The organism is Leisingera aquaemixtae, assembly GCF_006740765.1.
Lineage (GTDB): Bacteria > Pseudomonadota > Alphaproteobacteria > Rhodobacterales > Rhodobacteraceae > Leisingera > Leisingera aquaemixtae.
Genome location: NZ_CP041159.1, coordinates 1,941,780 through 1,962,081, shown reverse-complemented (window position 1 = coordinate 1,962,081; position 20,302 = coordinate 1,941,780). Strand labels below are relative to the sequence as shown.

General features: G+C 65.6%; 21 protein-coding genes. 14 read left to right on the top strand and 7 right to left on the bottom strand.

Translation table 11 applies throughout. The annotated features are described in order from the left end of the window. The first annotated feature begins 164 nt into the window (after positions 1-164). The 3 genes from R2C4_RS21485 (at position 165) to R2C4_RS11260 (ending at position 1,257) form a co-directional block, all read left to right on the top strand. Positions 165-488, top strand: coding sequence for a DUF6497 family protein (locus tag R2C4_RS21485; RefSeq protein WP_338034696.1), 324 nt, complete (start codon positions 165-167; stop codon positions 486-488). Between the two features lie 214 nt (positions 489-702). Then, positions 703-843, top strand: coding sequence for a hypothetical protein (locus tag R2C4_RS21235; RefSeq protein WP_008556504.1), 141 nt, complete (start codon positions 703-705; stop codon positions 841-843). Between the two features lie 69 nt (positions 844-912). Then, positions 913-1,257: a hypothetical protein gene (locus tag R2C4_RS11260; RefSeq protein ID WP_141890706.1), complete on the top strand. Its 345-nt coding sequence runs from the start codon at positions 913-915 to the stop codon at positions 1,255-1,257. Between the two features lie 86 nt (positions 1,258-1,343). Here the strand turns inward: R2C4_RS11260 and R2C4_RS11255 are convergent, their stop codons facing one another. Beyond that, positions 1,344-2,489 (bottom strand): DcaP family trimeric outer membrane transporter, encoded by a 1,146-nt coding sequence (locus R2C4_RS11255; RefSeq protein WP_141890705.1) that lies wholly within the window; start codon positions 2,487-2,489, stop codon positions 1,344-1,346. Between the two features lie 677 nt (positions 2,490-3,166). Here R2C4_RS11255 and R2C4_RS11250 point away from each other — a divergent pair. From R2C4_RS11250 to R2C4_RS11240, 3 genes are all read left to right on the top strand, one after another. Beyond that, positions 3,167-3,370, top strand: coding sequence for a hypothetical protein (locus R2C4_RS11250; protein WP_008555836.1), 204 nt, complete (start codon positions 3,167-3,169; stop codon positions 3,368-3,370). A 128-nt stretch (positions 3,371-3,498) separates the two neighbouring features. After that, positions 3,499-5,544: an acetyl-CoA carboxylase biotin carboxylase subunit gene (locus R2C4_RS11245; protein WP_141890704.1), complete on the top strand. Its 2,046-nt coding sequence runs from the start codon at positions 3,499-3,501 to the stop codon at positions 5,542-5,544. A gap of 147 nt (positions 5,545-5,691) precedes the next feature. Further along, entirely contained in the window at positions 5,692-6,195 is a 504-nt protein-coding gene (locus R2C4_RS11240; protein ID WP_141890703.1) for a hypothetical protein, read from the top strand. Between the two features lie 19 nt (positions 6,196-6,214). Here R2C4_RS11240 and R2C4_RS11235 read toward each other — a convergent pair whose 3' ends face one another. After that, the gene (locus R2C4_RS11235; RefSeq protein WP_141890702.1) at positions 6,215-6,649 is read right to left on the bottom strand and encodes a DUF4174 domain-containing protein; all 435 of its coding nucleotides are present in this window, start codon (positions 6,647-6,649) and stop codon (positions 6,215-6,217) included. A 177-nt stretch (positions 6,650-6,826) separates the two neighbouring features. Here R2C4_RS11235 and R2C4_RS11230 point away from each other — a divergent pair, with 177 nt between their 5' ends. The 7 genes from R2C4_RS11230 to R2C4_RS11200 all read left to right on the top strand — a co-directional run bounded on the left by R2C4_RS11230 (position 6,827) and on the right by R2C4_RS11200 (position 13,561). Then, positions 6,827-7,762 (top strand): hypothetical protein, encoded by a 936-nt coding sequence (locus R2C4_RS11230; protein ID WP_141890701.1) that lies wholly within the window; start codon positions 6,827-6,829, stop codon positions 7,760-7,762. After that, positions 7,728-9,857 carry a methylmalonyl-CoA mutase gene (gene scpA, locus R2C4_RS11225; protein ID WP_141890700.1) on the top strand — a complete coding sequence of 710 codons (2,130 nt, stop codon included), beginning with the start codon at positions 7,728-7,730 and terminating at the stop codon, positions 9,855-9,857. Before R2C4_RS11230 ends, scpA begins: the two co-directional genes overlap by 35 nt. Positions 9,858-10,156: 299 nt before the next feature. Next, positions 10,157-10,645: an MAPEG family protein gene (locus R2C4_RS11220; protein WP_141890699.1), complete on the top strand. Its 489-nt coding sequence runs from the start codon at positions 10,157-10,159 to the stop codon at positions 10,643-10,645. 105 nt (positions 10,646-10,750) lie between these two features. After that, positions 10,751-11,359, top strand: coding sequence for a VOC family protein (locus tag R2C4_RS11215; protein WP_141890698.1), 609 nt, complete (start codon positions 10,751-10,753; stop codon positions 11,357-11,359). Further along, positions 11,356-11,877 carry a GNAT family N-acetyltransferase gene (locus R2C4_RS11210; RefSeq protein WP_141890697.1) on the top strand — a complete coding sequence of 174 codons (522 nt, stop codon included), beginning with the start codon at positions 11,356-11,358 and terminating at the stop codon, positions 11,875-11,877. Before R2C4_RS11215 ends, R2C4_RS11210 begins: the two co-directional genes overlap by 4 nt. A 9-nt stretch (positions 11,878-11,886) precedes the next feature. Further along, the gene (locus R2C4_RS11205; RefSeq protein WP_058285777.1) at positions 11,887-12,585 is read left to right on the top strand and encodes a molecular chaperone DjiA; all 699 of its coding nucleotides are present in this window, start codon (positions 11,887-11,889) and stop codon (positions 12,583-12,585) included. Continuing rightward, on the top strand, positions 12,566-13,561 hold the full coding sequence (locus tag R2C4_RS11200; RefSeq protein WP_141890696.1) for an endonuclease/exonuclease/phosphatase family protein: 996 nt from the start codon (positions 12,566-12,568) through the stop codon (positions 13,559-13,561). The genes R2C4_RS11205 and R2C4_RS11200 overlap by 20 nt, the downstream gene beginning before the upstream one ends. Before the next feature lie 54 nt (positions 13,562-13,615). On the opposite strand, the gene R2C4_RS11195 is transcribed toward R2C4_RS11200, so the two are convergent. After that, complete coding sequence (locus R2C4_RS11195; protein WP_141890695.1) at positions 13,616-14,665, bottom strand: hypothetical protein; 1,050 nt, start codon at positions 14,663-14,665, stop codon at positions 13,616-13,618. A 185-nt stretch (positions 14,666-14,850) separates the two neighbouring features. On the opposite strand from R2C4_RS11195, the gene R2C4_RS11190 reads away from it, so the two are divergent. Beyond that, on the top strand, positions 14,851-15,231 hold the full coding sequence (locus R2C4_RS11190) for a hypothetical protein (protein ID WP_141890694.1): 381 nt from the start codon (positions 14,851-14,853) through the stop codon (positions 15,229-15,231). A gap of 15 nt (positions 15,232-15,246) precedes the next feature. On the opposite strand, the gene R2C4_RS11185 is transcribed toward R2C4_RS11190, so the two are convergent. The 4 genes from R2C4_RS11185 to R2C4_RS11170 all read right to left on the bottom strand — a co-directional run bounded on the left by R2C4_RS11185 (position 15,247) and on the right by R2C4_RS11170 (position 20,199). After that, complete coding sequence (locus R2C4_RS11185; protein ID WP_141892087.1) at positions 15,247-16,821, bottom strand: Ppx/GppA family phosphatase; 1,575 nt, start codon at positions 16,819-16,821, stop codon at positions 15,247-15,249. A 52-nt stretch (positions 16,822-16,873) separates the two neighbouring features. Then, positions 16,874-17,581, bottom strand: coding sequence for an HdaA/DnaA family protein (locus R2C4_RS11180; RefSeq protein ID WP_141890693.1), 708 nt, complete (start codon positions 17,579-17,581; stop codon positions 16,874-16,876). Positions 17,582-17,586: 5 nt separating this feature from the next. Further along, complete coding sequence (locus R2C4_RS11175; protein ID WP_058285771.1) at positions 17,587-18,660, bottom strand: AI-2E family transporter; 1,074 nt, start codon at positions 18,658-18,660, stop codon at positions 17,587-17,589. A 174-nt stretch (positions 18,661-18,834) separates the two neighbouring features. Then, positions 18,835-20,199, bottom strand: coding sequence for an FAD-dependent oxidoreductase (locus R2C4_RS11170; protein WP_141890692.1), 1,365 nt, complete (start codon positions 20,197-20,199; stop codon positions 18,835-18,837). Positions 20,200-20,302: the final 103 nt, after the last annotated feature.

Sequence of the window (20,302 nt, the reverse complement as noted above, 5' to 3'; positions counted from 1 at the left end):
GATATCAGACAGCGCGCGCCACTAGCGCAGCGCCTGCAGCTCCGGCCGGAGGAGCCCGGGAAACCGGGGGCCGGGGCTGCGGATATCTGGCGGCCATCCCCTTTGCGCTCATTGCCCAGGCCGCGGCGGCCGCAGACGCCATTGCCGTGCCTTCGGGCCAGCTCGTGACCCTGGCAGAAGTGCTGCTGGACGAGGCGCCCGGCCAGCCGGGCCAGCCGCCGCAGCTCTGGGCGCGGTTCCGCTTCCTGGCGCCGCAGATCGCCCGCGGCACCGGCACCGTCAGCTATGACACCGCGGCCCCCGACATGGACCACCTGTGCGGCACCCTGGCGCTGCCCTATCTGGCCGAACACGGGATGACCGCTGCGCGGGTGGTGATATCGCTGTCCGACCGGGAGCTGCCCTTTGGCGCGCAGGACCCGGAAGCGACCCAGTTCTTCGAGGCCTACCGCCCCGACGGCGCGGCCTGCATGTGGGAGGCTTTCTGATGCGTCCACAACATCTTGCGGGGCAAAGCTTAGATCGGCAAAAACTTGCGGCATTGCAGCCACAGCGCTGCCATTTGCCGCGATTTGGATGTGACTTGGCTGCAAACCCGGCTATCCTCAGCACGGGCAGTTGTTTGACTGCCTTCGCATTGAGGTTGAGGCATGCGGCGGGCGCAGCCCCCGCAGGTTTCACGAATTTTATCAGGAGACAGAAATGTCCAAGAGCATCAAGCTTATCGCCCTGGCCGGCCTGCTGGCCGCTGTTACCGCCTGCGCCCAGCAGGAAGAAGAGTTCGTCGTGGTTGAGCCGCAGCCGGTCTCGCAAGAGCCGGAATTCACCGGCAAGTACAACTAATCCCTACAGGGGTCCGGCCCTGCGGCCGGCCCCCGCCGCCCCGTGGGGTGCCGGACCGGAGGCACCCAAATGCTGAAACACCGCGGGTTCCCGGGCCGTATGCCCGGCACTGATTTCCAATTCACCATCCGCCGCCCCAACCCCAAAGGGGTCACGCCGCTGATCCGGCGCGAGCGCTTCCGCGACCGCAAGCACGTCGACAGGCGTGTCGACCAGACGTTCATGCAGGCTCTGTGGGAGCATTTCGGCGACCAGCCGTTCGAGCGCGGCAACCTTGATGCAGGCCGCCTCAGCTGGCTGTTCGGCCGCGAGGTGGTTCCCGCCGAAGATCCGTTTGATCCCGAAAGCTATGAGGCGCTGCTGGTCATTGACGAGGCGGTCGCACGCGCCTCCTTCCCGGAGGCGTTCAACTGATGCAGGCGCCCCGCACGCATACCGCGCCCGCATCCCCGCAAGGCTGCTTGCGGGGCAGGGCTGTGCGCTGCGGGGCGGCCCGCCGGTCAGAAGTCCAGCTGCACCGCCAGCTGGATCCGGTCGCCGTCAAAACTGTTGCCGGAGATCGTGTCGTTGCGCTCGCCAAAGATGTACTCGGCGCTGAACGTCAGATTGTCGGCCGGGCTGTAGAACGCATTCACGTGGATGGTCTCCAACTCGGTGAACGACAGCGTGCCGGTCGAGGTCGGCAGATCGTAATCTTCACGCCCGTAAGCGATACCGACGTTCCACTGGTCGTTGATCTGCTGCCGGAACTCCAGCGTATAGCCGTCGACGTCATTGGCCTGGCCGCCGGAGATGGCATCGCCAAGCCCGATCAGCAGCGGGCCGATCGCTTCGCCGGTGACATATGTGGCCTGGAACAGGCCGCCATTCCACGGGGTGATCGCACCCGACAGGGTGACGCCGGTCTGGTCCGTCTCGACGCCGCCGCTTACGGCATTGCCGGTCAGGCCGGCAATCCGGGCGGTGACCACGTCATTGCTGTACTGCACCGCTGCGGTGAAGACCGGGTCGTCGGACGGCACCGCGCTTTCTTCGATCGACAGGCTGTAATCGAACCCGTTGCCGAAGCTGTTGCTGTAGCGCACCTGCGGCCTGCGGGCGAAGGCGATGCCGACCGGGCCGTTGAATTCCACCGAGGCCGGATACTGGCCGATGGGCATGAAATTGGTCCAGGTCTGGCCGATCAGCCAGTGGTCGCCGATCTGGATATTGGCATGGCGCACCCGCAGCTCCGGGCTGCTGGAAGAACCGCCGAACAGGTCCAGTTCAAGCTGGCCCTGAAGCAGGCCGACACCGGTTTGGGTGCTGGTACGGATCCCCAGACGCGTTTGACGGATGGTTGCGTCGAACCTGCCATCGGTGGCGTTCACCGGTTCACCGATGTTGTTCACGAATGCGCTGTCACCCTGGATGAAGTCGAAGTCGTAAAAGAAATCGGCCTTCACATAGCCGTAGATATCGACCGACGTGCCGCCAAGCCGGAAGTCGCCGGGGATGCTGCCGGCCTGCTGGTTCTCCGCTTCCAGCGCCTCGACCCGCGCGCGCAGGTCCAGCAGTTCGGACTGGGTGTCCGCCTGCGCCAGCCCGGCACCGCCGGCGAGGGCTGCAGCAGCCAGGGTCAATGGCCGGTTAAGTACTCTTTTCATAGGGTTATCCCTCCTCCTCATGTGATGTCCCGCAAGGCTCCCACGCCGTTCGTGCAACGGGAAATGACATCCGGGAGAGCCGCCGTTACCAGCCGCGCCGCAAAAAGTGACGCAGGCTCGCGCGCCAATGCCGGGCGTGTGAGGCCGCACGCCAACCCCGTGCCGGCACAGCGGATTTCCCTTGCCGCACCGGGCGGCTGCTCACGCGCTGTCCGGCTGCGGGGCTGCCCTGGCTCACGGCAGCGTCGCCTGCGTCACGGATATGTGACGGCGCTGATGCGCACCCGCGGCAACCGTCCGGCAACCGCCCGTAACGTCGGCGTGAACTTGCACACGGGTCTCGCGAAACAGCGGGAACTTGCCCAAATCCGCGGCGCTGGAAATCCGGGGCTTACAGCAGCCTTCGGGGCGTGCATCGTGAACCTGGCAGCGCAGCCACGCTGCCGTGCCGAGCATCTGTTCCGGCCCCTTCGCCTGAACGGGCAGGTACGCGACCCCATCCGCGGCCTGCCCGTCTTTTATCCCCTTCAGGCAGCGGCGGAAGCTTGCCGTTCTACCCCCCCGATGCGGCAAGCCTCCGCCCAACTGGAGGGCGGTGCATTTGCGCCGTTGCGCAACGCCTTGTTGCCTGCAAATTCCGGCGGGACAATCACGTCCCCGGAAGAAGGAACATGGACATGCGGGCAAAATCTCTTATCGCAGCGCTCTCGCTGTGCGGCCTGGCGGCGGCCTGTGGCGACACCACCGGCGAGCGCGTCGTCTACGGCGCCGGCGCGGGCGCGGCGGGCGCTGCGCTGCTCGACGCCAACCTGGTCACCGGCGCCGCTGTCGGCGTTGCCGCAAACCTCGTCTACTGCGAACAGAACCCCCGCAAATGCTGAGGCTGCTGCCGCAGCTCTGAACAGCCGCCCCGCCGGGGCCGGCCATCCTGTCGCGCTGACGCCGTGCCTGGGCTTGCCCCGGGCGCGGCGTTTTGCATTCCGGAATACCAAGAAACAAGGGACTGCCTATGTTTGATAAGATCCTGATCGCCAACCGGGGCGAGATCGCCTGCCGCGTGATCAAAACCGCGCGGAAAATGGGCATCAAGACCGTTGCCATCTACTCCGACGCCGACAAGCAGGCCCTGCATGTGCAGATGGCCGACGAGGCTGTCCACATCGGCCCGCCGCCGGCCAACCAGTCCTATATCGTCATCGACAAGGTGATGGAGGCGATCCGCAAGACCGGCGCCCAGGCGGTGCATCCGGGCTACGGCTTCCTGTCCGAGAACTCCAAATTCGCCGAGGCCCTGGCCGCCGAAGGCGTCGCCTTTGTCGGCCCGCCGGTGAATGCGATTGAAAGCATGGGCGACAAGATCACCTCCAAGAAAATCGCCCAGGAGGCCGGCGTCTCCACCGTGCCCGGCTACATGGGCCTGATTGCCGATGCCGACGAGGCGGTGAAGATTTCGAATGAGATCGGCTACCCGGTGATGATCAAGGCCTCCGCCGGCGGCGGCGGCAAGGGGATGCGGATCGCCTGGAACGACGAAGAGGCCCGCGAAGGCTTCCAGTCCTCCAAGAACGAGGCCGCGAACTCCTTTGGCGACGACCGGATCTTCATCGAGAAGTTCGTGACCCAGCCGCGCCATATCGAAATCCAGGTGCTCTGCGACACGCACGGTAACGGCATCTACCTGGGCGAGCGCGAATGCTCGATCCAGCGCCGCAACCAGAAGGTCGTCGAAGAAGCGCCGTCGCCGTTCCTGGACGAAGAAACCCGCAAGGCGATGGGCGAACAGGCCGTCGCCCTGGCCAAGGCGGTGGGCTATGCCTCTGCCGGCACCGTGGAATTCATCGTCGATGGCGACAAGAACTTCTACTTCCTGGAAATGAACACCCGCCTGCAGGTGGAACACCCGGTCACGGAGCTGATCACCGGCGTCGACCTGGTGGAACAGATGATCCGCGTCGCCGCCGGCGGGGAACTGCCGCTGCGCCAGGAAGATGTTAAGCTCACCGGCTGGGCGATTGAAAACCGCCTCTATGCCGAAGATCCCTACCGCGGCTTCCTGCCCTCCATCGGCCGTCTGACCCGCTACCGCCCGCCGCAGGAAACCGCTGCCGGGCCGATGCTGGAAAACGGCAAGTGGCAGGGCGATGCGCCAGCGGGCGAGACCGCCGTGCGCAACGACACCGGCGTCTATGAGGGCGGCGAGATCTCGATGTACTACGACCCGATGATCGCCAAGCTCTGCACCTGGGCGCCGACCCGCGAAGAGGCGATCGACGCGATGCGGATCGCGCTGGACAGCTTCGAGGTGGAGGGCATCGGCCACAACCTGCCGTTCCTGTCGGCGGTGATGGACCACCCGAAATTCATCTCCGGCGACATGACCACCGCCTTCATCGCCGAGGAATACCCGGAAGGCTTCGAGGGCGTGGAACTGCACAGCGACGACCTGCGCAAGATCGCTGCCGCCTGCGCCGCGATGCACCGGGTTGCCGAAATCCGCCGCACCCGCGTTTCCGGCCGGATGGACAACCACGAGCGCAAGGTCGGCACCGACTGGGTGGTCAGCCTGCAGGGCCAGTCCTTTGACGTGGTGATCGACGCCGACCGCGAAGGCGCCACGGTGAACTTCCAGGGCGGCGGCAGCTACCGTGTCACCTCCGACTGGACCCCGGGCGACCAGCTGGCCACCGTGAAAGTCAACGGCGAGACCCTGGTGCTGAAGACCGGCAAGGCGACCCAGGGCTTCCGCATCCGCTCCCGCGGCGCCGACTTGGCCGTAAAGGTGCGCACCCCGCGCCAGGCCGAGCTGGCCGCGCTGATGCCGGAAAAGGTCGCGCCCGACACCTCCAAACTGCTGCTTTGCCCGATGCCCGGCCTCATTGTGAAGGTCGATGTCGAAGTGGGGCAGGAGGTCCAGGAGGGCCAGAACTTGTGCACCGTCGAAGCCATGAAGATGGAAAACATCCTGCGCGCCGAGCGCAAGGGTGTGGTGTCCAAGATCAACGCCGCGCCGGGCGACAGCCTGGCGGTCGACGATGTGATCATGGAATTCGAATAATGCATCTCGGGGCAGGCACATATGCAGCCGGGCAGGCGGGTTATCCCGCCCCTGCTGCCGTGCCTGCCCCGGCGCAGGGTGCGCCATGCACCGAATCTTCAGAAAATTCTGCGACACTGCGGCGGTTTGACGACCTCAAGGTGCCGCATGACCCGTCTCCTGACCTGCCTGTTGACCGCTCTGGCGTTTCTGCCGGCCTGTGCCTTGGACAAGGAGGCGGCCCTGCGCGCCCAGCTGTCCGCCTGGGTGGAGCTGGGGGAGACGTTTTTCTTCCAAAGCTCGATGAGCTGCACTGCAGCGGTGTTCCACACCGCGGAGAACCCGCGCATCACCTCGCTGGTGAAACGCGCCCGCTCGCTCAACACCGGCATGACGATGCTGGAGAGCGGCGAGCCGGTGATGTTTGCCGTGGCCGGCAAATCCCCCAACGCGGTAACAGAGGACATCATGTCCCGCGACCTGCCGCAGGGGCTGGAGGTGCTGAACTCCGGGCTGGCGGGGCTCAGCTGCATGACCGATCTGGTCAAATCGGTGTATTATCAGGCGATCCGCAATCCGTCCTCCACCCTGGTCTTCGTGCCGGAAACCGGCGCCATGGTGGTCTTGGACAAACAGGCAATGGCGCTGATCTACGTCCGCGGCAACGGCTGAGCGGACGTGCGGGGCGGGCTCACTCGCCGCGCCGCTCTTCCACTTCGCGCAGCCGGTCCGGGAATTTGTCGATGGTGCGGGACAATTCGCGCACCGTCCAGGGGTGCGGCTTCCTCAGCTTGACGCCGCCGTCCTTGCCCACCAGCACCAGCATGAACCCGCGCGGCCGCAGCTTCTTGCGCAGCGCGGATTTGGCGGCCGGGTCGGTATCGGTCAGCACCACAACATCGCGCTTGCGCAATGCTTCGGCGCCCTGCATCAGCCGCTCGATCTGCTCATGGTACCGCGGGTCCTCGGGGCTGTCGGCGAACACCACCACCGGCCGGTGCGTCCACTGGAATTCCTCCAGCGCCACGTCATACCCGGGCTGGATCAAATCGGATGTGCTGCCATCGGCCGCCACCGACGCCAGCGGAAGAAAACCTGCCAAAACAACGGTTAGGATTGCTCTCATGATCTCTCCTGTCCCGTTGAATATATGCACCGTAACGGCAAATGCGACCGCGAAGTCTGCGGCTTGGCCAAAAAATATCATCGTTAACGGGATAATGAGGGGTTGCCGGCCATGATTGTGCAATTCCCGACGACCGGGCTGCGGCCTGCGGCCCTCCAGCAGAGGTCCCGTACAACGATGAAAGTCATCCTTCACACCGGCGCGCATCGTTGCGCAACGACATCGTTCCAGGAATACATGCGCCAGAACGCGCAGCCGCTGGCCTGCCAGGGCATCGGCTTCTGGGGACCGTACCGCACCCGCGGCGGGGCGCTGTTCCACGGCATCCAGCCCGGCCCGGCGCCTGTCACCGGCCGCGATCTGGTGCAGCGGGCCAAGGGGCGGCTGCAGCTGCAAATGGCGGCCAGCCGCGAGGCAGGCGTGCAGCAGCTGCTGGTCAGCGAGGAAAACATGCTTGGCGCGGTCCGCGCCAACCTGCGCCTCGGCGACCTCTACAGCGGCGCGGGGGAGCGTATGGCGCGCTTTGCCGAGGCTTTTGGCGGCGCGGTGACCGATGTGGCGCTGTCGATCCGCAGCCTTGACGGCTACTGGACCTCGGCGCTGGCCTATGCGGTGGCGCGCGGCCACAAGATGCCCACGGCGAACAGCCTGGACCGGCTGGCGCGGGGGCCGCGCAGCTGGCGCGACGTGATCACCGACATTGCCTGCGCCATGCCCGGCGTGCGCCTGCATGTGCTGCCGTTCGAAACCTTCGGCGCCCGGCCCGAGGCGGCGCTGGCGTCCCTCACCGGCCTCAAGGCACCGCGCACCCATGCGCGGGTGCGCCTGAATGCGTCGCTCTGCCTGCAGGACCTGCGCGCCAGCCTGCCGTCCTCCGCAGCGGCTCAGCTGCCAGAGGGCACAGGCCGCTGGCGCCCCTTCACAGACGCGCAGACCGCATATCTGCGCGAGGCCTATGCCGACGACATGATGTGGCTTGCGGGCGGGGCGGACGGCCTCGCCGCGCTGGCGCACGACCCGGATAAACTGGCGGCGGGCACGAACCCGCCCCGTATCGCACTGACAAGAGGAAGACCTGATGACAAACAAAGACGAATGGCGGGCTCTGGCTGAGAAAGAGCTGCGCGGACGGGCGGTCGATGACCTCAACTGGCAGACGCTGGAAGGCATCGAGGTCAAGCCGCTCTATACCGAAGACGACACCCGGGATCTGCCCCACATGGGCACGCTGCCCGGGTTCGGCCCCTTCACCCGCGGGGTGAAGGCCACCATGTACGCAGGCCGCCCCTGGACCATCCGCCAGTATGCGGGCTTCTCCACGGCGGAGGAATCCAACGCGTTTTACCGCCGCAACCTGGCCGCCGGCCAGCAGGGCGTCTCGGTCGCCTTCGACCTCGCCACCCACCGCGGCTATGACAGCGACCACCCCCGCGTGGTCGGCGATGTCGGCAAGGCCGGCGTTGCGATTGACAGCGTCGAGGACATGAAGATCCTGTTCGATGGCATCCCGCTCGACAAGGTCTCCGTCTCGATGACCATGAACGGCGCAGTGATCCCGGTCCTGGCCTCCTTCATTGTCGCGGGCGAGGAGCAGGGCCACGACAGATCGCAGCTGGCGGGCACCATCCAGAACGACATCCTGAAGGAGTTCATGGTCCGCAACACCTATATCTATCCGCCGAAACCCTCGATGCGGATCATCTCGGACATTATCGAATACACCTCGAACGAGATGCCCAAGTTCAACTCCATCTCGATCTCCGGCTACCACATGCAGGAGGCCGGCGCGAACCTGGTGCAGGAGCTGGCCTATACCATCGCGGACGGCCGCGAATACGTGCGCGCCGCGATCGACGCCGGCATGGACGTGGACAAATTCGCAGGCCGCCTGAGCTTCTTCTTCGCGATCGGCATGAACTTCTTCATGGAAATCGCCAAGCTGCGCGCCGCCCGCACCCTGTGGCACCGGGTGATGACCGAATTCGGCGCCAAGTCCGAACGCTCCAAGATGCTGCGCACCCACTGCCAGACCTCCGGTGTGTCTCTGCAGGAGCAGGACCCCTACAACAACGTGATCCGCACCGCCTATGAGGCGATGTCGGCAGTGCTCGGCGGCACCCAAAGCTTGCACACCAACGCGCTGGATGAGGCGATCGCGCTGCCCACCGATTTCTCCGCCCGCATTGCCCGCAACACCCAGCTGGTGCTGCAGGAGGAAACCGGCGTTACCAACGTGGTCGACCCGCTGGCCGGCTCCTACTACATCGAAAGCCTCACCAACGAACTGGTCGAAAAGGCCTGGGCTCTGATGGAAGAGGTTGAGGAGATGGGCGGCATGACCAAGGCCGTCGAATCCGGGATGCCCAAGCTGCGCATCGAGGAATCGGCCGCCCGCCGCCAGGCGATGATCGACCGCGGCGAAGAGGTTGTGGTTGGCGTCAACAAGTACCGCAAGGACAAGGAAGACCCGATCGACATCCTCGACGTGGACAACCACGCGGTGCGCGAGTCGCAGATCGCCCGCCTTGAGACGATGCGCAAGACCCGCGACGAGGCCGCCTGCCAGGCTGCTTTGGAAGAACTCACCCGCCGCGCCAGGGAAGGCAGCGGCAACCTCCTGGAAGCCGCAGTCGAAGCCGCCCGCGCGCGGGCCTCAGTCGGAGAGATCTCCATGGCAATGGAAAAGGAATTCGGCCGCCACCGCGCCGAGGTGAAAACCCTGGCGGGCGTCTACGGCGCTGCCTACGAAGGCGATGAGGGCTTTGCCGCGATCCAGAAGTCGATCGAGGACTTTGCCGAAGAAGAGGGCCGCCGCCCGCGTCTGCTGGTTGTGAAAATGGGCCAGGACGGCCACGACCGCGGCGCCAAGGTGATCGCCACCGCCTTCGCCGACATCGGTTTCGACGTCGACGTCGGCCCGCTGTTCCAGACCCCGGAAGAAGCCGCCCAGGACGCCATCGACAACGATGTGCATGTGATCGGCATCTCCAGCCAGGCCGCGGGCCACAAGACCCTGGCACCGCAGCTGGTCGAGGCGCTGAAGGCCGAAGGCGCAGAGGACATTCTGGTCATCTGCGGCGGGGTGATCCCGCAGCAGGACTACGAGTTCCTGTATTCCAAGGGCGTCAAGGCGATCTTCGGCCCCGGCACCAACATTCCGGAAGCGGCCCAGGACATCCTGCGCCTGATCCGCGAAGCGCGCCCTTAAGCAAACAACGGGCCTTGCGGGGCAGGGAGGCTCTCCCGCTCCCGCAGGGACCCGCCCTTCGGGCCGCCCCCTTGGCGGCTTTGGGTCCGGCAGCCCGCCCCGATGGGGCGGGCTGCCTGCATCGCACGCCGGATGGCGTGCGATGCCGCGCCCAACGGGCGCGGATGTGCCAAAGGCACAAGCCGCCGCCGGGCGGGAGATCCTGTTTTTCAGAGGCTTGATGCTGCCAGCCGCAGCTTTTCGCCGGGGCGGCGGCGCCATGCCTTGGCAAATCTGCGCGGCGGTGGTTGAGTGGCGCCATGCTGCGCTCCAAACGCCCTCAGATCCTCACCGGCATGGCCCTCGGCGCCCTCTGGGGCGTGCTGGTCACCGGCCTGCCGCAATGGCTGGGCCTGCCCTATATCCCGGCCCCCATCGCCTTGCCCGGCGCCTTCCTTGCACCCGGTCTGGTGCTGGCGCTGCTCATCGGCCGCCTGGCGCAGCGGCGGTTCTTCGACTACGCGATCATCGACGGGCAGCCCTTTTCTCCCGGTTCTGGGGCGGAAACCGACCAGCGGGTGCTGACCAATACCCTCGAACAGCTGGTGCTGGCGCTGGTCCTCTGGCCCTTTGCCGCCGTCACCCTGGGAGGCGCCGTGGCGATTGCCCTTGGCCTGTCCTTTGCGCTGATGCGGGTTTTGTTCTGGGCGGGCTACCACCTGTCGCCGCCCCTGCGCGGGCTGGGGTTTGCCGGGACGTTTTACCCGACCGTGATTGCCGGGGTCTGGGCGCTGGCAGTGTGGCTGTGAGGCTTGCGCCCGGAAACAAGCCGCAGGCGGCGTGCCGCCACCATTTCCCGCCTTGCACCCCGCCGCAGCGCCGCTAGTCTCACGCGCAAAAAGGGGAGGGCGGATATGATACTCGATCACCTGGCAGTGGCCGGCGCAACGCTGGAGGAGGCCGTTGCCCACACGGAAGAAGCCCTCGGCATCCCCCTCGGCCCCGGCGGCTCCCACGCCCGCTTTGGCACCCATAACCGGCTGGCCGGGCTGGAGGATGGCCTCTATCTGGAAGCCATCGCCATCGACCCCGACGCCCGGCCGCAGGAGCAGCCGCGCTGGTTCAACCTCGACCGGTTCGAAGGCCCCGCACGGCTGAGCAACTGGATTCTGCGCAGCGAGGACCTGGAGGCGGAGAAACCCCTGCTGCCGCCCCATGCGCAGCGCCACGTGCAGATGCAGCGCGGGGACCTCAGCTGGCTGATGACGGTGCCTGCGGACGGGCTGCTGCCGTTCGCCAATCTCTTCCCCGCGGTTCTTGAATGGCAGGCAGAGCCGCCCGCCGCCAGGCTGCCGCAATCGGGCTGCCGCCTGCGCCGCCTGATCGTCAGCCACCCGGAGGCCGCCGCGCTGCAGGCGGCGCTGGACCGCATCCTCAGCGACCCGCGCGTCGAGGTGGAGCCGGGCGCGCCCGCTATGATGGCGGAATTCGCCACCCCGCATGGCACCAGGCTGCTCAGATGATCGTCCGCCCCGCAACCGACGCCGACGCCGAGGCCGTCTGCGCCATCGTCAACTGGGTGATCCGCGACACCCTGGCGACCTTCAACACTATTGAAAAGACGCCGGAGCAGGTGCGCGGCCAGATCGCCGCCAGCAACGGCGCCTATCTGGTGGCGGAGCAGGACGGCAGCATCCTCGGACACGCGCACTATTTCCCGTTCCGCTCCGGCCCCGGCTACCGCTTCACGGCTGAGCACACCATCCACCTGCTGCCCGCGGCACAGGGGCAGGGGGCAGGGCGGGCGCTGATGCAGGCGCTGGAAGCCAGGGCAAAGGAGGCGGGGCTGCACGTTCTGATCGCCAGCGTCAGCAGCGCCAACCCCGGCGCCATCGCCTTTCACGCCGCCCTTGGCTACGTTGAAACCGCCCGGATGCCGGAGCTCGGCTGTAAGAACGGCCTTTGGCTGGACACTGTTTTCATGCAGAAAATCCTGACACCGGGCATTCCCGCCCCTGACAGTTCCGTCAATCCCGGATAGGCTGAGCCCATGTCACTTTGGACCCGCATATCCGACGCGCTCTCCGCGCTTGCCGCAGGCGAAGGCCTCAGCGAAGTCTTCGACCGCCTGCGCGCCCCGCCCGAGCGCACCGTGGCCTTTGCCATTGCCGTCATTGCGCTTGGCGCCAAGATGGCCAAGGCCGACGGCCAGGTCACGCGGGACGAGGTCACCGCCTTCCGCGAGGTGTTCCAGATCGCCCAGGACGACGAGACCGGCGCGGCGCGGGTGTTCAACATGGCGCGCACCGACGTGGCGGGCTACCAGGAATACGCCCGCCGCATCCAGAAGATGTTTGCCGACGACCCGACCACGCTCTGCGATCTGATGGAGGGGCTCTTTCACATCGCCATGGCCGACGGGTTCTATCATCCCGGCGAGAATGAGTTTCTGGAGGAGGTCAGCCGCATCTTCGGCCAGTCGCCGCAGCAGTTCCAGGCGCTGCGCGCCCGCTTCGTGCCGGATGCGCCCAAGGATCCCTACACGGTGCTGGGCGTCAGCCCGGAGATGAGCAAGGAAGACATCCGCAAGCACTGGCGCAAGCTGGTGCGCGACACCCACCCGGATGCGATGATCGCCCGCGGCGTGCCGGAGGAAGCGGTGCGGCTGGCGGAAAAGCGGATGAGCGACATCAACCGCGCCTGGGATGAAATCAGCGGGTGCGGCGGCAATGCGGCTGGCCACGTATAATATCGAATGGTTCGCCTATCTGTTCGATAAGAACGACCGGCTGATGCTGGACGGCAAGCCGTCGGGCGTTTACGGCGTCGACCGCTATACACAGGGGCGCGCGATTGCCCATGTGCTGCGCCGCCTGGACGCCGATGCCGTGATGGTGATCGAGGCCCCCAACACGGGACGCACCCAGCGCACCACCCGCGCGCTGGAGGCCTTTGCGGCAGAGGCCGGGCTGCGCGCCTGCGAGGCGGTCACCGGGTTCCCCAATGACACCCATCAGGAGATCGCGCTGCTTTATGATCCCGAAGTGCTGGATGCGGTGCATGACGCCCGCGCCAGCGCCGCCGCGCCGCAGTTCAACGGCGTGTTTGAAATCGACCTGGATGTGGACGACCAGCGGGACACGGTTGCCTTCTCCAAACCGCCGCTGGAGCTGGCGGTCACCACCCGTGGCGGCACCGCGCTGCGGATGATCGGGGCGCATCTGAAGTCCAAGGCGCCGCATGGGGCCAACGGGCCGGAGGAGATCACCACTCTGTCCATCGCCAACCAGCGCAAGCAGCTGGCGCAGGCGAACTGGCTGCACCGGCGGGTGGCGGAGCATGTGGCCGCGGGCGAGCATGTGATCGTTCTGGGCGACCTCAACGACGGCCCCGGCGCTGACGACTACGAAAAGCACTTCGGCCAGTCTTCCATCGAGATCGTCCTGGGTGATCTGCTGAACGACCCCAACGCGCAATCCCTGCTGCAGCCGCGCGCCACCTCGCTGCCCAGCACCTCGCGGTTTTACAACCCTGACACCAAACGCTATTTCCCGGCGCTGCTGGACTATGTGATGATCTCGCACAGCCTGATGAGGTTTAGCCCGCAGTGGCGGATCTGGCACCCGTTCGACGATGCGGAATGCTACGCCGACGAGGACCTGCGCGACGCGCTGCTCAAGGCTTCCGACCACTTCCCGGTGACGCTGGATATCGCGCTGGAGTGATGGCGGGGACCCGGACGGGCCATAATCCCCGGCCATGCCGCCGCCATATAATGCTTATTCAGCGATGGTTGTTGTGACGATCACTTCAGCCGCCGCAACGTCTCCGATACGATCCCAGGCTTCTTCAGGAACATCCAGGTCTGCGGCCTTCTCCACAAAATCTGCATCTTCTGACGCAAAAAGCCGTTCCCTGTACTGGGTAAGGCTCTCTTCAGGCTGGTCGAGTCTTTCCCATAGCGACCAGATTTCTTTTTTAACGTCTGCCAGCAGGCCAGGCTCTTCGCCCGAAATATAGCTTTCGATCAGCGCTTCCAGTTCCGCCCAGGTCTCCAGATTATTCTGAGCCAGCGCATAATAGTCCATCAGGGCGCGGCGGCTGATAAAGGCGGACTGCACAGCGATAGTGCCTTCCGGGCGCATATGGGCGATGACGGATGTTGTGCTGGTGCTCGCATCCACATCGCCAGTAACTTCCACCGGCAGCCCTCTGGGTGTCAGCTTGGCGCTGGCCTCAATCCCGGCTGCAATGTCGCTGTCGATTGCCTGCTGCGTGATCAGTTTGCCGGTGAAGACAGACGACACCAGCAGTCCGGGGCCCATCGGAATACTGGCAGGCGGAAAAAGCGCCTCGCAGTCAGGACTATCCCCTGTAGGGGACACCAATTCGATTGCACCGGCCATCGGGTAAGCCAGGGACGTTCTCACCAGTACCGACTGGACGCTTCTGCGAACATTCCTGTTGAACTGAGCCTCGGCGGAAGCGGGGATGCCGTAAACGCTTGCGCTTCCCCCAAGACCCAAGGTAACCGCCGATTTCCGCGACAGCGAAACGGATACGGATTCCGTTGTGGTGTCTTCTTCAATCTCAAGTCCCGGGTAGCATTTGGCGCTTTCAAACAGCCGCTGTTCATCCTGGATGCGGATGACTTCGCCAACTTCCACATCGTACCGGAGGTGCAGAGGCATGGCCTTGAAATGCGAAAAAGCCGTGCGCGCGAAGGACGCCCGAAGCTTTGTCAGTGCCTCGGCTAGTTCACTTGCGTGAACCGCAGCAGGGGAAACGGCGAGGATCAAAGTTAATAGGAAAACCCAAAGGGAGCGCATGAAGTGGTCTCCTTGTACAAATTAACATACCAAGCCAGATTACACTAATTTGTTGTGGCTTAATATCTATAAGGTTGTGCCAGCGGCAAAGTGCTCTGAATGTTTTCGGGCCGAAGACACACCCGGCCCGGCACCATTTTCCACCCCCTCTGTTCGCGCAGCGCGGGTGCCCCTATATTAGCCCCATGAAACAGATCCTTCTGCCCGCCGCCCTGATTGCCCTCATCTCCAGCCCGCTTGCCGCCCAGGAGGCGGAAGGGGAGGACAGCGGCCCCTCGCTGATGGAGCGCGGGGCGGAGCTGTTCTGGGAGGGCCTGCGCCAGGAGATGGCGCCGGCACTGGAAGACCTGCAGGGCATGATGGAGGAGATCGGCCCGGCGATGGGCGCGTTCCTGGCTGAGATGGGACCCGCGCTGGCGGAAATCGCCAAGGAGGTGGAGGATTGGAGCGTCTATGAGATGCCCGAGATCCTGCCCAACGGCGATATCATCATCCGCAAAAAGCCCAAGGACAACGCGCCCGCCGACAAGGAAACCGCCGAAGAGGAAGGCGTGACCGAGATCTGACGCCCTCCGCCTGGGTTATTCGGTCTCCGGCGGCGGGGCGGGCTTGCTGAATTTCAGGTCGATCTCCGCCTCCAGCGCCTTGCCCAGCGATTGCAGCCGGGCCTCGGCGACCTCTCCGTACAGCGGCCGCGCCGCATCCGGCAGTTCCACATGCAGCACCCGCTTGCGCGGCTGCCAGCGCAGGGAGCCGATGTTGCCGTTGCCGGTGACCATCAGCATGGCGCCGAAGCGCATCGCCTTGCCCAGAACCTCGGCCTCGTGCTGCCCCTTCTCGTCCAGCAGATGATAGAGGTATTCGAAACTGCTGCCGCGCCGCTTGTTGCTGTAGCGGTGCAGTAGCGCCAGCCCCAGGAACACCCGCTCCGAATGCTTGAGCCCGCCCAGGTTGGCGCGGGTGGCGTTGTCGAAACAGACCTCGGCGCGGTAATCGGGATGCGCGCGCCAGCTGACGTCATGCAGCAGGCAGGCCGCCTTGACCAGCCGCCGCTTGCTGTGGCGCGCATTGGCGAACAGGGGGCTCACGAAATCATAAAGCGTCTTGCCAAAGCCGGGGACGCGGGCGTCCTTCATCTCGGCAAAGCGCGACGCCTCGATAAGCGGATCGCGGGCGCGCAGCCGCTGCGGCATCTGCTCGTACAACAGCCCCTCGCGGATGCCATAGCTGGAAACCGCGATGTCCTTGGGCTTGAAGGTCTTGACCAGCCGGGTCAGCACGTCGATCGCATAAGGCACCAGCGACATCCGGCTGGCAGAAACGCCGCAGGCGTCGCGCAGCTTGTCGAGGTTGCGGGTCTCGATATAGCGCGCGGTCTCGCGCACGTCCTTGGCCGACATCCGGTATTCATGCAGCACCTTCAGCGGATAGCCGCGCCGGTGCATGTCGATGCGGGCAATCGCGCGCCAGCTGCCGCCGACCAGGAACAGCCGGTCGCGCTGGGTGCCCATCTCTTCCTTCAGCTGCTCGATGACGTCGCGGATGTATTCCTTGCGGCCCCTGCGCCCGCCCTTGACGTCGCACAGCTTCAAGGGTCCCAGCGGCGAGGTCACCCGTCGGCCCACGGTGTTTTCCTGGATCTCCGCCAGCTCCATCGAGGAGCCGCCGATATCGCAGACCAGGCCATAGGCGCCGGGCCAGCCCAGCAGCACGCCCTGCGCCGACAGCCGCGCCTCTTCGCGCCCGTCGATCACGTGGATCTTGAGGCCGGTCTGGCGCAGCACTTCCGCGCAGAATTCCGGCCCGTCCTCGGCGTCGCGCACCGCGGCGGTGGCGACGGCGGACAAGGGCGGCAGCCCCATGCCCTTGGCCAGATACTGGAACCGGTGCAGCGCCGACAGCGCGCGGGCGCGGCCCTCGGGGTTCAGGCGGCCCGAATCCGACAGGCCTGCGCCAAGCGCGCACATGATCTTTTCGTTATAGAAATAGGCCGGGCTGCGGGCGGCGCCGTCGAACACCACTAGGCGGACCGAGTTGGAGCCGACATCGACCACCCCCACGCGGGACAGCGCCCGGGCGCCGGGGTCGTGAAAGATCGGACGCCCGAAGGGGCCCCAATCGGTGCTGGCGGCGGCGGGGTCCTGGGTGACGTTCATGAGGGCTCCGTCTTGCAATCCGCGGTCAGGATCGCCGAAGGGCGGGCAGGGGTCAACCGCTTGCGGCTGCGTCATTTTCCGTTTCCTTCTCCCGGCTTTCCGACAGCACCCGCACCGCCAGGGGCCGGGTCAGGCTGCGTTTTTCGGCCAGCGACAGGTGGTCCAGCCGCCGCACCATCTGCGCGGCGGCGGCAAAGGAGCGGTCCATATGCGCCACCAGGTAGGGAATCACATCGGGCTTCGGCGTGATCTGGCGGTCGTTGAACAGCTTGGCCAGCACCACCGCCAGCAGCTGGTCGTCCGGCGGCTGCAGCTCGGCGTGGGTGGCGGCCTGCACCCGGCTTTGCAGGTCGGGCAGGGTGAGGCCCCAGAGATTGGGCGCGGGCTGGCCGGTCATCACCAGCGCATGGCCCTGCGCCAGAACCAGATTGTGCAGATGGAACAGGGCGTTCTGCCGCTCAGGGTCGGCAGCGATCTGCGGCACGTCCTCCACCGCGATCGGGCCGTGCGCCAGCTCCGGCACCGCCCCGGCTGTCAGCTTTGCGGCGGGAATGATGCGGGCGCCGGTCTGGCTGGCCCAGACATGCGCCAGATGCGACTTGCCGGCGCCCTTGGGGCCGGTCAGCACCAGCTTGCCGCTGGGCCAGGCAAACTGCGGGTCCAAAAGCGCCACCGCCATCGCATTGGAGGGCGCGACAAAGAAATCCTCTCGCCCCAGCGCAGGTTTCGCCGGGAGATCAAAGCTCAGCTGATGTGCCATCTGGTTTATTCCGTTCCCGCGTCCCGGTGGCCCTGGCCCTGATACAGGCGGCTGTCCAGGTACTGCTCGGTCACAAAGCGGGCAACCACCCCCAGCGCCGCCGCCACCGGCACCGCGATCAGCATCCCGACAAAGCCGAACAGGGCGCCGAACACCGACAGTGCCAGCAGCAGCCAGACCGGGTGCAGCCCGACCGAGTCGCCGACCAGCTTGGGCGTCAGGAAGTTGCCCTCGATCACCTGGCCGACGACAAAAATCAGCGCCACCAGCCCGATCGAGACCCAGTCGCCCCAGAACTGGAACAGCGCCAGCCCGATCGCCAGCGCGCCGCCGATCAGCGCGCCAAGATAGGGAATGAAGGTGACCAGCCCGGCAATGAACCCGACGGCGAGGCCAAAGTTCAGCCCCACCAGCATCAGCGCCACCGCGTAATAGGTGCCAAGGATCAGGCAGACCGTGCCCATGCCGCGGATAAAGGACGCCAGCGCCGCGTCGATGTCACCGGCCAGGCGGCGGATCACCGGCTGGTGGTCGCGCGGCAGCAGCTCGTCGATGCGGGCAATCATCCGGTCCCAATCCAGCAGCAGATAGACCGCCACCACCGGCACGATCACCAGAAGCACCACCACATTCAGCAGCGAGACCGCGGAGCCTGCCACCGATTGCAGCACCTGCACCGCGCGCGACTGCAGGGTCTCGGCGAGGGCGGAGATCGCCTGGTGAATGCGGCTGTCCTGTTCAAAGACCGCCGGGAAGCGGTCATTGACGAAGTTGCGCGCATCGCCGATCAGCTTGGGCAGCACATTGGCAAGGTCGATCATCTGGTAGATCAGCGTTGGCACCACCACCAGAAGCAGCAGCACGAACACCACCAGCGTGCCCACCGTTATGGTCGCGGTGGCGCCCGAGCGGCTCATGCCCCAGGCCTCCAGCCGGTCGGCAATCGGGTCGATCATATAGGCAATCGCGGCGCCCAGGATGAAGGGCAGCAGCACATGGCCAAGCGACCACATCACCACGGCAAAGACCAGGGCGGCAACGCCCCAGTATTTAAACTGTTTCTTTGCTGGTAGCGCCATGATCAGACAACCCGCCCTTGGCCCGTTTTGGTTCAGGATCCTTGGCGGTAGTCTTCCCTGATGGGGCGGGCGCTTGCAAGGGCCGCGGGCAAATCGCCTGTGGGCAAGGCGGGGATAAGGCGCAAAAGGCCGGGGGCAAATTCTGGATAGACCCGGCGGCGCCGCGGCCCGTTGTCAGTGAATCCGCACCCCCTGGCGCTGCAGTTCCCCGTGCAGCGCGGAAAGGCTGACCGCGTCCAGCGCGCAGTCTGACGTCACCGACAACGCCGCCGCCACGCCTGCGCCCTGACCGGCCACCGCGCAGCAGGCCATGTTGCGCGTCGCCGCATGGGCGATCTTGTCGCCGCCGATGGCGCGGCCGGTCACCAGCAGCCCCTCAACCCCTTTAGGCAGCATCGACCGGTAGGGGATCTGCATGTAGCGCCCGGTGGTGGGCAGGATCAGCACGCCGTAGCCGTCGATGAACTCCGGATAAATCCCGATGGTATCCTCGAACCGGCCCTGGTTGCGGGTCTCGTCCTCGGTGATGTTATGATGCGCGTCGATCTTGCGGGTGTCGCGGATGCCGATGGTCATGCCGAAGTTCCTCAAGCGCGCGCCCGCGCAGCCCGGCGTGTAGGCGCGCAAGGCATCAATCGCGTGCATCGCCTGTTTGCGCCCCTCGATCTCGCCGCGGGTCATGCTGTCGGGGTCAGTGCCGTCGATGCCTGCCAGATGCACCAGGTTCATATAGGTCATCTCGCCCGAGTCATGCACCGCGCCCCAGGTGCCGCCGATGGTGTTCAGATGCGCCGGAATCACCCCGTCGCGGATCGCCTGGGCAAAGGGCTTGGCCAGGAAGGGGGAGAACATTGCGTCTTCCTTGCCTGAGGTCTCCACCTGCCATTCGCCGGTCGACCAGTTGGCATAGGTCTGCGGATCGGCTTTGACACCTTCCATGAACTTCTGTTTGTCCACGCCCGCGATGTGGAACATCACGCTGGCCGCCTGCATCTGCTCCACCGGGGTTTTCACGCAAGGCGCGCCCATCATATGGGCAATGTCGGCGTCGCCGGTGGCGTCGATCACCCGCTTCGCCAGAATGGCCTCACGGCCTGCCTTGCTCTCGACGATCACACCGGTGATCCGGTTCCCTTCGCGGATCGGCGCTACGAACACCCGGTGCAGCATCGGGTGAATGCCCGCTTCCTCCACCAGCTTATCGGCGACCAGCTTGAAGCCTTCGCTGTCCAGCTCATAGCTGAGCGACTGGCTCTCCGGCACTGCCGCGCCCATCGCCTTGGCACGCTCCTCGAACTCCCAGCCGATGCCGCCGGCCTCCACCGTTTCCTCGTGCCGGTACCAGGCAAAGCCCTCGACCCCCACGGTGGTGATATTGCCGCCAAAGCAGCCGAAGCGGTCCAGGAGGGTCACCTCGACGCCTGCACGCGCCGCCGCCAGCGCCGCCGCCAGCCCGCCGGGACCGGAGCCCACCACCAGCACCTCGGTTTCATGAATGACCGGGATCTCCCGTGCCGGCTCCAGAATGGTCTTGGCCACGTCTCTCTCTCCCTTGTCCCTGAGAGCGGTGTTTCCGGTAACAGTTTCGAATCTTGAACAACGGTTCAAGTTCTTTTGCGGCAGGAAGAGTGAAAAACGGCAT

Coding starts and splice junctions, on each gene's coding strand:
- R2C4_RS21235 (WP_008556504.1), top strand. CDS start 703: ATGTCCAAGAGCATCAAGCTTATCGCCCTGGCCGGCCTGCTGGCCGCT.
- R2C4_RS11260 (WP_141890706.1), top strand. CDS start 913: ATGCTGAAACACCGCGGGTTCCCGGGCCGTATGCCCGGCACTGATTTC.
- R2C4_RS11255 (WP_141890705.1), bottom strand. CDS start 2,489: ATGAAAAGAGTACTTAACCGGCCATTGACCCTGGCTGCTGCAGCCCTC.
- R2C4_RS11250 (WP_008555836.1), top strand. CDS start 3,167: ATGCGGGCAAAATCTCTTATCGCAGCGCTCTCGCTGTGCGGCCTGGCG.
- R2C4_RS11245 (WP_141890704.1), top strand. CDS start 3,499: ATGTTTGATAAGATCCTGATCGCCAACCGGGGCGAGATCGCCTGCCGC.
- R2C4_RS11240 (WP_141890703.1), top strand. CDS start 5,692: ATGACCCGTCTCCTGACCTGCCTGTTGACCGCTCTGGCGTTTCTGCCG.
- R2C4_RS11235 (WP_141890702.1), bottom strand. CDS start 6,649: ATGAGAGCAATCCTAACCGTTGTTTTGGCAGGTTTTCTTCCGCTGGCG.
- R2C4_RS11230 (WP_141890701.1), top strand. CDS start 6,827: ATGAAAGTCATCCTTCACACCGGCGCGCATCGTTGCGCAACGACATCG.
- scpA (WP_141890700.1), top strand. CDS start 7,728: ATGACAAACAAAGACGAATGGCGGGCTCTGGCTGAGAAAGAGCTGCGC.
- R2C4_RS11220 (WP_141890699.1), top strand. CDS start 10,157: ATGCTGCGCTCCAAACGCCCTCAGATCCTCACCGGCATGGCCCTCGGC.
- R2C4_RS11215 (WP_141890698.1), top strand. CDS start 10,751: ATGATACTCGATCACCTGGCAGTGGCCGGCGCAACGCTGGAGGAGGCC.
- R2C4_RS11210 (WP_141890697.1), top strand. CDS start 11,356: ATGATCGTCCGCCCCGCAACCGACGCCGACGCCGAGGCCGTCTGCGCC.
- R2C4_RS11205 (WP_058285777.1), top strand. CDS start 11,887: ATGTCACTTTGGACCCGCATATCCGACGCGCTCTCCGCGCTTGCCGCA.
- R2C4_RS11200 (WP_141890696.1), top strand. CDS start 12,566: ATGCGGCTGGCCACGTATAATATCGAATGGTTCGCCTATCTGTTCGAT.
- R2C4_RS11195 (WP_141890695.1), bottom strand. CDS start 14,665: ATGCGCTCCCTTTGGGTTTTCCTATTAACTTTGATCCTCGCCGTTTCC.
- R2C4_RS11190 (WP_141890694.1), top strand. CDS start 14,851: ATGAAACAGATCCTTCTGCCCGCCGCCCTGATTGCCCTCATCTCCAGC.
- R2C4_RS11185 (WP_141892087.1), bottom strand. CDS start 16,821: ATGAACGTCACCCAGGACCCCGCCGCCGCCAGCACCGATTGGGGCCCC.
- R2C4_RS11180 (WP_141890693.1), bottom strand. CDS start 17,581: ATGGCACATCAGCTGAGCTTTGATCTCCCGGCGAAACCTGCGCTGGGG.
- R2C4_RS11175 (WP_058285771.1), bottom strand. CDS start 18,660: ATGGCGCTACCAGCAAAGAAACAGTTTAAATACTGGGGCGTTGCCGCC.